Origin of the sequence: Actinomadura gamaensis (assembly GCF_042652125.1) — a bacterium.
GTDB classification, from domain to species: Bacteria; Actinomycetota; Actinomycetes; order Streptosporangiales; family Streptosporangiaceae; genus Spirillospora; species Spirillospora gamaensis.
This window is the reverse complement of the sequence record NZ_JBHSIT010000001.1, coordinates 375,213-388,460: the sequence shown is the minus strand read 5'-3', so window position 1 is coordinate 388,460 and position 13,248 is coordinate 375,213. Positions and strand designations below refer to the sequence as shown.

The 13,248-nt window shown below is 73.4% G+C and carries 10 protein-coding genes; 3 read left to right on the top strand and 7 right to left on the bottom strand.

The genetic code is table 11. From position 1 onward, the window contains the following. Nucleotides 1-168 precede the first annotated feature (168 nt). On the top strand, nt 169-1,398 hold the full coding sequence (locus tag ACFPCY_RS01820; protein ID WP_378251771.1) for a sigma factor-like helix-turn-helix DNA-binding protein: 1,230 nt from the start codon (nt 169-171) through the stop codon (nt 1,396-1,398). A gap of 105 nt (nt 1,399-1,503) precedes the next feature. On the opposite strand, the gene ACFPCY_RS01815 is transcribed toward ACFPCY_RS01820, so the two are convergent. Both ACFPCY_RS01815 and ACFPCY_RS01810 read right to left on the bottom strand, forming a co-directional pair. Then, nucleotides 1,504-2,262: a rhomboid-like protein gene (locus tag ACFPCY_RS01815; protein ID WP_378252554.1), complete on the bottom strand. Its 759-nt coding sequence runs from the start codon at nt 2,260-2,262 to the stop codon at nt 1,504-1,506. Between the two features lie 298 nt (nt 2,263-2,560). Next, nucleotides 2,561-4,156, bottom strand: a complete 1,596-nt coding sequence (locus ACFPCY_RS01810) for an MFS transporter (RefSeq protein ID WP_378251770.1) — start codon at nt 4,154-4,156, stop codon at nt 2,561-2,563. A 145-nt stretch (nt 4,157-4,301) separates the two neighbouring features. Between ACFPCY_RS01810 and ACFPCY_RS01805 the strand changes: the two genes are divergently transcribed. Continuing rightward, a complete protein-coding gene (locus ACFPCY_RS01805) occupies nt 4,302-4,949 on the top strand; it encodes a TetR family transcriptional regulator (protein WP_378251769.1) in 648 nt (215 codons plus the stop codon). A gap of 120 nt (nt 4,950-5,069) precedes the next feature. Next, nucleotides 5,070-6,644: an immunity 49 family protein gene (locus ACFPCY_RS01800; protein WP_378251768.1), complete on the top strand. Its 1,575-nt coding sequence runs from the start codon at nt 5,070-5,072 to the stop codon at nt 6,642-6,644. 38 nt (nt 6,645-6,682) lie between these two features. Here the strand turns inward: ACFPCY_RS01800 and ACFPCY_RS01795 are convergent, their stop codons facing one another. Genes ACFPCY_RS01795 through ACFPCY_RS01775 form a run of 5 tightly spaced genes read right to left on the bottom strand, consistent with a single transcriptional unit; the run spans nt 6,683 to nt 13,071 of the window. Beyond that, nucleotides 6,683-7,864, bottom strand: a complete 1,182-nt coding sequence (locus ACFPCY_RS01795) for a lipid-transfer protein (protein ID WP_378251767.1) — start codon at nt 7,862-7,864, stop codon at nt 6,683-6,685. Further along, the gene (locus ACFPCY_RS01790) at nt 7,861-9,150 is read right to left on the bottom strand and encodes an OB-fold domain-containing protein (RefSeq protein ID WP_378251766.1); all 1,290 of its coding nucleotides are present in this window, start codon (nt 9,148-9,150) and stop codon (nt 7,861-7,863) included. Before ACFPCY_RS01790 ends, ACFPCY_RS01795 begins: the two co-directional genes overlap by 4 nt. A 9-nt stretch (nt 9,151-9,159) precedes the next feature. Further along, nucleotides 9,160-10,332 (bottom strand): acyl-CoA dehydrogenase family protein, encoded by a 1,173-nt coding sequence (locus tag ACFPCY_RS01785; RefSeq protein WP_378251765.1) that lies wholly within the window; start codon nt 10,330-10,332, stop codon nt 9,160-9,162. Nucleotides 10,333-10,335: 3 nt separating this feature from the next. Then, complete coding sequence (locus ACFPCY_RS01780; protein ID WP_378251764.1) at nt 10,336-11,415, bottom strand: acyl-CoA dehydrogenase family protein; 1,080 nt, start codon at nt 11,413-11,415, stop codon at nt 10,336-10,338. Next, nucleotides 11,416-13,071, bottom strand: coding sequence for an AMP-binding protein (locus ACFPCY_RS01775; RefSeq protein WP_378251763.1), 1,656 nt, complete (start codon nt 13,069-13,071; stop codon nt 11,416-11,418). It lies immediately after the preceding gene. Nucleotides 13,072-13,248: the final 177 nt, after the last annotated feature.

Here is a 13,248-nt window from a genome sequence, read left to right as displayed (position 1 = left end):
CGCCGCGTCCCGGACGCGACACACCGGGTCCCGCACGTCGCACCCGTTTCCGGAATGCACTAGAGTCCCGTTTCCCACCGGTCCGCCCCGAGCCCTGCCCCGATCGCCCGGGCGGCCCGCCGGTCGGCTCCCAACGGCTCGTCCGAGCCGCCCCACTTCGGAGGTCACATGGGCGGGGACCCGGGTTCCCTCTACAACGCGCACGCCGAGCGGCTCTACGCCCACGGCTGGTCGCTCCTCGGCGACGACGCCGCGGCGGCGGTGCACGACGCCTTCGTGTCGGCGGTCCGGCATCCCCCGCGCGGCGACGTCGTGCTCTGGATGTACGCGCTGTCCCGCACGGCCGCCGAGTCGCGCGGCGCGTTCTCCCGCCCCTGGCACGTGGCCGCGGCCGAGACCGACCCGCTGCTGCGCGCCGCCGCCGCGCTCCGCGCCGAGCAGCGCGAGGCGCTGCTGCTGGAGGCGGGCGAGTGGCTGGAGATCCCGGACATCGCGCACGTGCTCGGGCTCGCGCCCGACACCGTCCGGCAACTGCTGCACTCGGCCCGCGCGCGGCTCGAACGCGGCGTCCTCGACGCGCTGATGCGCGGCGAGACCGGCGCCGGAGCCGCCGAGGTCATCGCCGCGTTCGAGAAGGGCACGCTGCCGCGCCTGCTGGCCCGCCGCGCGCCGGCCGGCCCGCCCGGAACCCTGCGCGAGCGGGTCCTCGACGCCTACGAGCGCGAGGTGGACGAGCCGTCCCCGACCGCGACCTCGCCCAGCCCGCTCGTCGTGATCGGCCCGGCCGCGCTCGGCGCGCCCGCCGCCGGAACCGCCGCGTACCGCGCCGCCGCGCACCGGGCGTCGAGCGGGCGGCGCCGCTCCCGCCGCACGTTCGGCGCGGTCGCGGGCATCGCCGCCTCGGCCGCCGCCGCGGTCGGCATGCTCGCGTCCTGGACGGCCTCGCGCGGCGGCGACGGCGGCACGATCGTGCCGTCCGCGCGGACCGACCGCACCGCCTCGGTCACCGGCGCGACCGGCCCCTCGGCCACGGCGAAGGCGCCCGGCCTCACCGGCACCGAGCGGACGATCGCGACCGCGCCGTCCGGCTCCCCCGACGGGAAGACCACCTCGCAGCCGGGTGCCATGCCGCGGGCGGGCGCGCCCGGAACGGGCGGAGCGCCGTCCGCGCCGGGCACCCCGCCGTCCACCGGCCCGGGCAAGGGCGGCACGTCCGCCCCCGGCACGGGCACGACCCCGCCGAGCTCGACGCCTCCGTCGACCCCGCCGTCCACCACCCCGCCGACCGATCCGGGTTCCAACGGCCCGTCCACGCCGCCCCCGACGGTCACCCCGACGCAACCGGACCCGAGCCCGGCCCCCAGCCCCACGGGAACCCCGACCCCGACCGGCGACTGACCCCGAACAAAAACGCCCCCGCCACGACGGCGGGGGCGTTCGCACTCTCCACAGCGCTGCCAGTCCGGACTGCTGGGCCGTTCGCGCTCTCCAGAGCGCTGCGGGTCAGGCGGCGGCGGGTAGCGGGGCCGGGGTGGGGGCGGTCGGGGCCGGGGCCGGGCGGGCCTTGCGGAGGCGGCGGGCGTAGGCGGGGCTCGCGGCGGACATGGCGGGGCCGGGGCCGACCTTGGCGAGCGCCGGGAGGACGAAGCGGGTGCGGCGGCGGTCGCGCAGGATCATCAGGGCGCCCAGGGCGGTGCCGGTCGCCATCGCGACGACGTGCCCGACCGCGGCGACGTCCAGGCTGGTCAGCCCCTCGAAGAGGTAGGGGGACAGCACGGCCAGCGCCCCGGCGGCCAGGACGCGCGGCACCCGGCCGGGGCCGAACAGGATCGTGGCGACCAGGGCCGCCGCGAGCACGTACGACGGCCCGACGTCGCTGATGTCGCGGACCGAGGCGGTCAGCGAGCCGAGCTCCAGCCGGACGGCGGCCAGGCCCTCGCTGACGAGGGTCCCGGCGACGTGCGCGGCGGCGACGAGCAGCACGCCGCGCAGGTTGCCGAACCGGCGCGCGACCGGGAACAGGCCGAGCGCCATCACCGCGAGCTGCACGAGCTGCGCGGCGTGCTCGCCCTCGGCGACGAAGGCCGAGGTGACCAGGGTGCCGACCGGGTTCCAGGACAGGTTGTCCAGGTTGGTGCTGGCCCAGGCGATCAGCGCCCGGCGGGCGGGTTCGGACAGCAGGTAGAGCTGCACGAACCCGGACGCGGCGAACAGGACGAGGAAAACGAGCGGCATGGGATACCGCCGGAGGAAGCCACCCATCACGCTCGGCAGGCTAGTTCCGGCGCGGGAGTGGTACGGCCCATACGGGGAAAACTCCCCGCTCGCATGTTCACGTTCATCTGCCATGTCCCACGTTTCCCGGCGCCGGAGCGGCACGGGTGCTGACCTCGCGCGTCGTGCCGCGTTCCTTCCATCGTCGATGGCGGAGCGCGGCACGGACGCCCGGATCGGCCCGGGTTAGCAGGCTGTGTCGTTTCCGATAGGTGACAGCCGGACATGGACGGTAGGGCCCGGTTCCCTCGGACGGCTCGGGCCAAACGTCCCGAGGTGGGGAGAGTCAGACGGCGACGCCGCCCTCCACCGGGGTCTGCCCGCGCCGGACGAGCAGGGCGGCGAGGATGGCGACGGCGGCGACGGCGCCCGCGACGGTCAGCGAAGTCTGGAAGCCGTCCATGAAGGCCAGGTGGCTGCCGCTGGTGATGGCGTGCGCGGCGGGCGCCGGGGTGCCCGGCGGGACGGGCGCGACGCCCTGCGAGACCAGGCCGGTCTGCCCGGCGAGCTGGTGCGCGGCGGGGCCGGGGACGCCCGCTCCGGTGAGCCGGTCGACCAGCACGTTGCCGACCTTCGTGGACAGCAGCACGCCGAGCACCGAGGTGCCGAGGACGCCGCCGACCTGCGAGGCCGTCTGCTGGAGGCCGCCCGCGACGCCGGCGAGGTGCGCCGGGGCGTTGCCGACGATGGCCTCGGTCCCGGCGACGATCACCATCCCGAACGCGAGCCCGACCAGCACGAACCAGGGCCAGAGCTGGACGTAGGGCGCGTCCACCCCGATCCGGGAGAGGCCGAACATCGCGGCGGAGGTGAAGGCCATGCCGAGCACGAGCGGCAGGCGCGGGCCGAACCGGCTGGTCAGGAAGCCCGCGATGGGCGAGGCGACGATGAACACGCCGGTCATCGGCAGCATCCGCACGCCCGCCTGGACCGGGGTCATGCCGTGCACGGCCTGCAGGTACAGGGTGATGAAGAAGATCGTCCCGAACATCGCGAAGAAGCCGAGCACGATCAGCCCGGTCGCGGCCGAGAGCGAGACGGACCGGAACAGCGAGAGCGGCAGCACCGGGTGCTTCGTCCGCAGCTCGGTGATCACGAAGCCGATGCCGAGGACGGCCGCCGCGCCGAACGAGGCCAGCGGGGTGGTGTGGCCGAAGCCGTGCTCGCCGGCCTTGATCAGGCCCCAGACCAGGAAGAACAGGGTCGCGGTGAGCAGTGCGACGCCGGGGATGTCGAACGAGCCGGCGTCCTGTTCGGCCTTGGACTCGCGGATCACCCAGAACCCGACGGCGAGCGCGATCAGGCCGAGCGGCGCGTTGAGGAAGAAGACCGACTCCCAGTTGACGTGCTCGACCAGCAGGCCGCCGACGATCGGGCCGCCCGCGATGGAGATGCCGACCGTGGCGCCCCAGATGCCGATCGCGGCGTTCAGCCGCTCGGCCGGGAAGGTGTTGCGCAGGATCGCGAGGCTGGCCGGTTGCAGGAGCGCCCCCGCCAGGCCCTGCACGACGCGCCAGAAGATGACCATGCCGAGGCCGCCGGACAGCCCGATGGCGAGCGAGGCGACGGCGAACCCGACGACGCCGGCGAGGAAGGTGCGCTTGCGGCCGAACCGGTCGGCGATCTTCCCGGCCGGGATCAGCGAGACGGCGAGCGCGAGCAGGTAGGCGTTGGTGACCCACTGGAGGCCGGACAGGGAGGCGTGCAGGTCGTGGGCGATGGCGGGGTTGGCGACCGAGACGACGGTGGCGTCCAGGCCCACCATCATCACGCCGAGCGCGACGGCGACGAGGGTGAGCCACGGGTGGCCGTGGCCCGGGCGCGAGCGGGCCCGGGTGTCCGACGGCGGTCGCAGCAGCTCGGCGCTGGATGTCTGTGCCATGGAGGAGTCCTTGAGGAGGGAGGTTGGTAGAGTCAAAGTGTCATGGCGTGACACATGTCGTCAAGCGCCAAGCTTCATCTCATGACGTAAGACACATGATGACAGTTTCCTGGACGGAGGTCGCATGGGCCGCTACAATCCGGCCATGACCGCGCCCGCTCCCGAGACCGAGCCCACCCCGCCCCCCGGTCGGCGCGAACGCAAGAAGCAGGCGACCCGCGAGGCCCTCCTCGACGCCGCGTTCCGGCTGTTCGCGTCGAAGGGGTACGAGGCCACCACCGTCGAGGAGATCGCCGAGGCCGTCGACGTGTCGACCCGGACGTTCTTCCGCTACTTCGCGTCCAAGGAGGACGTGGCGCTGACCTCGCAGGAGGAGCAGTTCTACGCCGTGCTGGACGCGTTCCGGCGGCGTCCGCCCGAGGAGTCGGCGCTGACCGCGATGCGGCACGCCGGGACGCTGCTCATCGAGGCGCTCGAGGTGGACGGCCTGGCCGACGAGCGGATGTCCCGCTTCGACTGCCTCATGCGCCTCACCGAGGAGAGCCCGGCGCTGCGCGCGGGCAGCATGGAGCGCACCCGCCGCAAGAACGACGAGATGACCCGCGCCATCGCCGAGCGCATGGGCGCCGACCCCGAGCGCGACCTGCGGCCCCGCATGTTCGCCGCGATGGCGTCCACCGCGTTCATGGTCGCCGCGGACGCCTACCGGATGGGCGTCTGCGGCTTCGGCTCGTTCAGCGAGGCCGTGGACGCCGCGTTCGAGGTCCTCGAAAAGGGCTTCGCCGAGTACTGACCGCCCTCCCGCTCCCCGTCCGCCGAGTGCGGGGCACGGCCGGAGCACGGGTTCCGCTCGTCCGGACGTGTTCACCGAGTGCCGGACGGGTGTCACCGGGCGTCGCTACGATCTCGCGTCATGCGCGTCGATCGTCACGACATTCCGGAGAAGTCGGTGGACGCCGCCCTCGCGGCGGTGCCCGAGGAGTTGGGGAGGCAGACCAGGCTCGCCCAGTACGGCGGGGCGTTCAGCGTCGAGATGCTGGCCGACATGCTGCTGGACTACGCGGCGGCCCGCACCGCCGGGCTCGACCCGCGCCTGGAGTCGCGCGACACCTGGCTCGCGATCACCTCGGCCGCCGCGCTCCACCGCGACTACGCGCTCGCCGTGAACCGGCCGGAAGGCGCGGAGGTCCGCGCGTTCGTGGACTACCTCGGCGTCGGTTTCGGGTTCGAGCAGGAGTCGCGGGGCACGCTCGCCCCGTCCGAGTGGATCCGCTCCTGGCACCTGGCGCTGCTCGTCGGGAACGACGGTCTCCTCGGCCCGCTGTCCGAGCTCGCCCACCTCTTCGAGGACGATCCCTACGTGCAGGCGCTCGTCGCGCACTGGGCGTCGGAACCGGTGGAGCTGGAGCCGTCCTCCCCCGAGGGCGAGATGCTGCGCGCGATCGTGGGCCGCGACGCCGCCGCCTTCAACGCCGCCCTGGTCACGGCGCTGGAGCGGCACCGCGAGAGGGCGGGCCGGAACCCGCGCGACCTGATCGCCTGGGGGCCGCTGGCCCTGGCCGCGCTCGCGCACGACGCGGGGCTGCCGATCGAGGTCGAGTCCGGCTACCTGCCCGAGCGGCTGTACACCCGCGCCGGGCCGGCCAGGCCGGGCGCGGACGGCCCGGTCGCGCGTCCCGACTTCGACACCGCCCGCGCCGCGAAGTGGCTGGAGGACGACGGGCAGCGCACCGAGCGGAAGAAGGAGTTCGCGTTCAACCCGGACGTGCTGCTCCACTACCGGTTCGCGGCGATGAAGCGCCTCGCCGACGACCTGCTGCTCGCGCTGTCGTTCCGCGCGGTCATCGACCCGCGCGCCGAGCAGCCCGTGTGGCGCGACTCGCTGGTCCTGGCGAGCGAGGCCACGGCGTCGGCGTTCCGGCTGGCGTCGGTGCCGCAGGGCACGGCGATCACCGTCCCGCTCGCCGGACGCGCCGAGGAGCTGCCCGCGTGCGGGCCGGTGAGCGACGCGTCCGACTGGGTGTACGCGCGGGCCGCCGCGCTGATGTGGATCGTCCGCTCGTCCGCCGACAGCGCCGTGCTGGCCGCCTTCGACGTGGACGACCTGCACCGGACGCTCCCCGACACGAACGCCTACGCGCGCGCGTGCCACGCCGTCCTGCGCGGCGAGGACCCGCGTCCGCACCTGCGCGACGTGCTGGCCGCGCCGCCCGACGACCCGCACGGCGAGTGCCTGCGCCATCCGCGCGTCCGCCTGCTGGACCGCATCGCCGAGGACGACGCGGACGGCTTCAACACCGTCCTCGCCGAGGCGCTCGGCCTCTACCGCGACTACTACAGCGCGGGCGACAACATCGGCGACCCGGACGGCCAGCTCCATCTGGACGCGCTCGGCCTCGCCTGCCTCGCCCACGACCGCGGCATCCCGGTCCGCGTCGAGTCCGACTACCTGCCCCGCACGCTCGTCGAGGGCCTCAGCCCCCGCTGAGGAGCGGCGGACTCGGCCCCCGCCGAGCGGCGACGGGCTCAGCCGGCGGTGAGGACCAGGCCGCTCGTCGGGACGCCGGTCCCGGCCGTGACCAGCACGTTCGTCACGTCCGGGACCTGGTTGACCGAGGTGCCGCGGACCTGCCGGACGCCCTCGGCGATGCCGTTCATCCCGTGGATGTACGCCTCGCCGAGCTGCCCGCCGTGCGGGTTCAGCGGCAGCCGGCCGCCGAGCTCGACGCCGCCGTCCTTGAGGAAGTCCTTCGCCTCGCCGCGTCCGCAGAACCCCAGCTCCTCCAGCTGCATCAGGACGAACGGGGTGAAGTGGTCGTAAAGGATCGCGGTCTGGACGTCCTCCGGCCGCAGTCCCGACTGCCGCCACAGCTGCTCGCCGACCTTGCCCATCGCGGGCAGCGCGGCGATGTCGCCGCTGTAGTAGGAGAACATCATCATCTGGTCGGGGCCGGTGCCCTGCGCCGCGCCCGCGATGATCGCCGGACGGTTCGGCAGGTCGCGGGCCCGCTCCGCGCTGGTGACGACGATCGCCTGGCCGCCGTCCGACTCCTGGCAGCAGTCGAGCAGGTGCAGCGGCTCCACGATCCACCGGGACGCCTGGTGCTCCTCCAGCGTGATCGGACGGCCGTGGAACCACGCCTTCGGGTTCGTCGCGGCGTGCTTGCGCATGGCGACGGCGACGCGCCCGAAGTCCTCGCTGGTCGCGCCGTACTCGTGCATGTAGCGGCGGGCCTGCATGGCGACCCACGCGGCGGGCGTGGCGAACCCGTACGGCAGGTGCCAGGAGAATTCCATCGCGTTGGAGCCCGCACCGCCGCCCTTGTTGGCCTGCCCGAACCGGTGCCCGGACCGCTCGTTGAACGCGCGGTAGCAAACGACGGCGTCCGCCTGCCCGGTCGCGACGGCCATCGCGGCGTGCGCGACGGTGCCGCAGGCCGCGCCGCCGCCGTAGTCCACGCGGGAGAAGAACCGCAGCGCCGGGATGCCGAGCTCGCGCTGGACGGCGATCTCGGTGCTGGCGTCGGCGGTGAAGGTGACCAGGCCGTCCACGTCGGCGGGGGTCAGGCCCGCGTCGCTGATCGCGGCGAGGCACGCCTCGGCGGCGAGCCGGAGCTCGGAGCGGCCGGAGTCCTTGGAGAACTCGGTCGCGCCGATCCCGGCGATCGCCGCCTTACCGGACAGGCCCAGCTCGTCCGCCTCGGTCACTGCGCGTCCTCCTTGAGCGTGACGGTCGCGGTCAGGTGGTCGCCGAGGCTGACCGCGCCGCGCACCTTGAGCGTGCGGTCGCCGGCGCGCTCGCCGGTGAGCGTGAGCGTGTCGCCCGCGTACGCCGGGACGCCGAGCCGCACCTGGATGCTCTCCAGCACCGCGCCCGGCACGGTCTCCAGCGCGAACCGCTGGACGAGCCCGATCGACGTCAGGATGTTGACGAAGATGTCCTTCGATCCCTGCGCGCGCGCGAGTTCGGTGTCGTGGTGGACGGGCGTGAAGTCGCGCGTCGCGATCGCCGTCGCGATGACGAACGTCGGCGTCAGCTCGATCCGCAAGCCCTCCGCTTCCGGAGCCTCGGCCTCCGGTTCTTCGGGGTCGGGCGCGTCCGCCGGCGTCCACTGCGCGAGGACGAGCTCGTCATCCATCCGCTCGAAGACGACGCGGACGGGCATGTCCACCTCGACCTCGGACGGCTCGCAGCCGATCACGTTGCCGAGGATCCGGACGCCCTCCTCCAACTCGACGACCGCGACGACGTAGGGCGGCGTGCGTCCGGGGACGGGCGGATGGTGGTGGACGACGAAGCTGTGCACGACGCCGCGCCCGCTCGCCTTCCGGAACGTCCGGTTCGTGGAGTGGCACCGCGGGCACATCGGGCCGGGCGGGTGCCGGAGCGCGCCGCAGTCCGCGCAGCTCTGGATGCGCAGTTCGCCCTCTTTCACGCCGTCCCAGAAGAATTGCGTGTCCAGGCCGACGGCCGGTTGGAGCGGGTACTTCCCCGCCTTGGCCCCCGAGGGTTTCGCGCTCCGCTGCTTCGGCTTGAACTTCAGGACCCGGAACAGCATCTCGGCCACGCGCTGGTCGTTCTCGTCGTACCAGGACTGGTACCACGTCACGAAGTAGCCCTCGCCCATCGCGGTCCGCTTCGGGCCGGTGATCCCGCCGAAGCGCATGGTCGAGCGCAGCCGCTCGCCGACCTTCACGTACCGGTCGTAGACCTGGTCGCAGTTCGTCGCGACGACGCCGGTGTAGCCGTTCTCGTCGAGCAGCCGCAGCGGGTCGTCCGCGACCGAGCCCGCCTTCTGCGCGACCAGGCCGGGCATCGACCAGACCTGGATCATCGCGGGCGGGGCCACGTCCTCCCAGGCCCCGGACGTGTCGCCGAGCGCCTGCGTCCAGTGCCGGATCATCGCCGGGTTCACCGCGTCCGGGCAGGGCGGCGCGGGCTGCTCGCCGGCGGAGGCCAGCCGCTCGGCGAGGGCCGTGAGTTCGTCGTGCACAGCCGCTCCTTACCGGGGTGCGCGGGGCAGGCCGAGGCCGATCATGGCGATCAGCTCGCGCTGGATCTCGTTCACGCCGCCGCCGAAGGTCAGCACGACCGCGCCCTTGACGCCGTGGTCGAGCACCTCCAGGAACTCGGCGGTCGCCGGGTCGCCGGGGTCGCCGAACCGGGCGAGGACGTCGCCGACGATGCGCCCGACGTCCTGCATCCGCTCCGAGCCGTAGATCTTGGTCGCGGACGCGTCGGCCGCGCCCAGCCAGCCGAGGTCCATGTTCGCGGCGACCTGCCAGTTCAGCAGCTCGTTGACGCGCAGGTAGGCGTACACCTGCGCGACCGCGCGCCGGACGGCGGGCTCCTCGATCAGCGGGCGCCCGTCCCGTCCGACGGCCGTGCGCGCCCAGGCGGCGAACCGGTCGTAGGTGTGGCCGATGTTGCCCGCCGGACCGAGCGTGACCCGCTCGTGGTTGAGCTGGTTGACGATGAGGTCCCAGCCTTTGTGCTCCTCGCCGATGAGCATGTCCAGCGGGACGCGGACGTCCTGGTAGTACGTGGAGTTGGTGTGGTGCCGGCCGTCCATCGTGACGATCGGCGTCCAGGAGAAGCCCGGATCCTTGCAGTCCACGATGAGCATCGAGATGCCCTTGTGCTTCTTCGCGTCCGGGTCGGTGCGCGCGGCGAGCCAGACGTAGTCGGAGTAGTGCGCGCCCGACGTGAAGATCTTCTGGCCGTTGACCACGTAGTGGTCGCCGTCCCTGACCGCCGTGGTGCGCAGGGACGCCAGGTCCGTGCCCGCGCCCGGCTCGCTGTAGCCGATCGCGAAGTGGCACTCCCCCGCGAGGATCTTCGGCAGGAAGAACGCCTTCTGCTCGTCCGTGCCGTACTGGAGGATCGTCGGGGCGACCGAGTTCAGCGTGATGATGGGGTAGGGCACCTCGGCGCGCGCGATCTCGTTGGCGAAGATCTGCTGCTCGACCGGCCCGTAGCCGCGTCCGCCGTACTCCTTCGGCCACGCGACGCCGAGCATCCCGTCCCGGCCGAGGCGCTTGCAGTGCTCCATGTAGTGCTCGCCGAACGGGTCGTTCGCGATCTGCCTGCGCTGCTCCTTGCTCAGGCAGCCGCGGAAGTAGTCGCGCAGCTCGGCGCGCAGCGCCTTCTGCTCGTCGGTCAGGTCGATGAACATCGGTTACCGCACCTCCTGAGCGGCGACGAGCGCGCCGAGGGTGTCGAGCTGGTCCTCGGCCCCGCCGAGCAGGTGCCCGACCTGCTTGGCCCAGGCGAAGTACCGGTGCAGCGGGTAGGTCACGTCCAGGCCGATGCCGCCGTGCAGGTGCTGGCAGGTGTAGAGCGCCTTCACCACCGGGCCGGACGCGTTGTACGCCGCGATCGCGAGGACCTCGTCGGTGTCGTCCGCGCCGGTCGCGAACCGCCACGCGCCGCCCCAGACCGCGACGTCCAGGGCACGCTTGGCGATGTACACGTCGCCGATCTGCATGGTCACGGCCTGGAACTGGGCGAGCGCGCGCTCGAACTGCTCGCGCGTCTTCACGTACTCGGTGGTCAGCTTGAGCGCGCCGTCGATCACGCCGGACGCGATCGCGACCGCGCCGGTGACCGCCGAGCGGCGGAACACGTTCCAGGCGTCCGGGCCGAGAGGCTCGCCGCGCGCGCCGTCCAGCGCGACGCGGGACAGCGGCTCGGACGTCGCGGACGGCTGCGGCGCGATCGTCACCTCGGACCGCTCCACCACGTACACCTGGATCGTTCCGTCGTCCGTCCGCGCCGGGACGAGAAGGTGCGACGCCTCGTCCGCGTACGGGACGTAGGTCTTCGCGCCCGTGAGCCGGCCGTCGCGGGCGGTCGTCTCGACCGTCCCGGACGGCCCGACCTCCCGGTACGCGCCTGTCAGGACCGTCTCGCCCGTCGCGACGCCCGCGAGCAGCTCCTTCTGCGCGTCCGTGCCGGTGCGGGCGATCGGCAGCGCGGCCAGCGCGAGCGTCGCGTACGCCGGGACGGGCGCGACGTGCGCGCCGACCTCCCGCAGCAGGACGGTCAGCTCGACCGGTCCGAGGCCCGCGCCGTCCTGCTCCTCGGGTACCACGACGCCGAGCAGCCCGGCCTGCGCGAGCGCCTTCCAGACCGGCTCGTCGTAGGCCGCGCCGCCCTTCTCGAACGCTTCGAGCCGCTGCGGCGAGGCCTCGCGGCCGAGCAGGCCGGCGGCGAGGCCTTGCAGTTCGCGCTGGGCCTCGTCGAGGTTGAAGTCCACTCAGGCGCTCCCTTCCAGGAGGTGCTGGCGTCCGCGCCGCCGGAACTCGGCGGCGAGCGCCGCCGCGTCCTCGGCGGTCATCCGGCGGTAGGCGAGGTCGCGGCCGGGCCGCCACCACACCGGGTCGTCGGTGCGCCAGCCGTCCCGGGCCAGCGCACGTTTGAGGATCTTGTTGGACGGCGTCGCGGGCAGCTCCCGCGCCACCCGGACGTACCGGGGCGGCCATTTCGGCCCCAGGTCGTCGCGGCCCTTGAGGAACGCCGCGAACGCTCCCGGGTCGAACTCGCCGGTCTCGGTGACGAGCGCGGCCATCACCTGGTCGCCGGACGCCGCGTCCGGGACGCCGAACACCGCGAGCTGCCGGACGCCAGGGAACTCCGCGAGCACCCGCTCGACCTGGACGGCCCCGAAGTTCTCGCCGTCCACGCGGAGCCGGTCGGCGGCGCGCCCGGCGAAGAACGCGTAGCCGTTCTCGTCCCGGTAGACGTGGTCGCCGCTCCAGAACATGCCGTCGCGGACGCGGTCGGGGGCGTCCTCGTTGTAGTAGCCGTCGAACAGGCCCTCGCCGGTGGTGTTGACGAGCTCGCCGATCGCCTCGTCCGCGTTGGTGAGGCGTCCGGCCTCGTCGAAGCGGGCGGGCGGGCACTCCTCGCCGGTCTCGGGGTTCAGCACCTTGACGCCGTCGGCGAGCCTGCCGAGCGCGCCGGGTGGCCCGAGCGGGTCGGGCGAGAACGAGATCGCGGTTTCGGTCGAGCCGTAGGCGTCGATGACGAAGCAGCCGAAACGCTCGGCGAACGCCTGCTGCTCCAGCGGCGCGGCCTCGTTGCCGAACGCGATCTTCAGCGGGTTGTCCGCGTCGTCCGGCCTGGGCGGCGTCGCGACCACGTAGGACAGGGCCTTGCCGACGTAGTGGAGGTAGGTGCAGCCGTGCGCGCGGACGTCCGGCAGCAGCCCGGACGCGCTGAACCGGCTGCGCACGACCAGCTCCGCCCCGGCGACCAGCGCGGGCGCGAGCGCCGCCATGATCGCGCCGGAGTGGAACAGCGGCATCGGGCAGTACACGACGTCCTCGGGGGTCAGCAGCCGCCCGCCGAGGCTCTCCCCCGGCACGACGATCTTGCGGTGCGTCACGCGGACGGCCCTCGGCCGTCCCGACGTCCCCGAGGTGAAGATCAGCATCATCAGCGTGGCGGCGTCGAGGTCCGCCTTCGGCGGGTTCGCCCCCGCGAACTCCGCGACGGCCCGCTCGTGCTCCTCCAGGGCGACGACCTCGCGGGTGCGGTCGGCGAAACCGCGGGTCCGGACGGCCGTCCCCTGCGCGAGCGTCGCGTACTCGGCCTGGTGGACGACCAGGTCGCAGTCGGCGCGGCACGCGTCGCCCGCGAGCTCGGCGGCGCTGCGCGTCGGGTTCAGCGCGACCACCACGTTGCCGGACAGCGCCGCGCCGCAGATCAGGAAGACCAGCTCGGGCACGTTGTCGAGGAGCACGCCCACGTGCAGCGGGCGCTCGCCCGGCCGGCGGGCGGCCATCCACGCGGCGCGGGCGGCGGACTCGGCGACGACCTCCCGCCAGCTCCAGCGCCGCCCGTCGTCGGCGCAGGAGAGTCCCGGACGGTCGTCGGCGGCGCGGGCCGCGAGCAGTTCCGCGACGGTCACCGGCGTCACCTCCCGGCCGCAAAACTAGAACAGATTCTAGTCTGTGTCCAGGGGCGCCCTCACCCCCTCCGACCGCCGCTGGACGGACCGGGATCGCGAAACCGAATCGCGTTCAGATAACACGTTCCTGTCCGGCCTGTAGGATGACCCGGTGAGCGCAGAACAGGCCGTGACCGG

Excerpts from the sequence above, each read along its gene's own strand:
- ACFPCY_RS01820 (WP_378251771.1), top strand. The coding sequence starts at position 169 with ATGGGCGGGGACCCGGGTTCCCTCTACAACGCGCACGCCGAGCGGCTC.
- ACFPCY_RS01815 (WP_378252554.1), bottom strand. The coding sequence starts at position 2,262 with ATGGGTGGCTTCCTCCGGCGGTATCCCATGCCGCTCGTTTTCCTCGTC.
- ACFPCY_RS01810 (WP_378251770.1), bottom strand. The coding sequence starts at position 4,156 with ATGGCACAGACATCCAGCGCCGAGCTGCTGCGACCGCCGTCGGACACC.
- ACFPCY_RS01805 (WP_378251769.1), top strand. The coding sequence starts at position 4,302 with ATGACCGCGCCCGCTCCCGAGACCGAGCCCACCCCGCCCCCCGGTCGG.
- ACFPCY_RS01800 (WP_378251768.1), top strand. The coding sequence starts at position 5,070 with ATGCGCGTCGATCGTCACGACATTCCGGAGAAGTCGGTGGACGCCGCC.
- ACFPCY_RS01785 (WP_378251765.1), bottom strand. The coding sequence starts at position 10,332 with ATGTTCATCGACCTGACCGACGAGCAGAAGGCGCTGCGCGCCGAGCTG.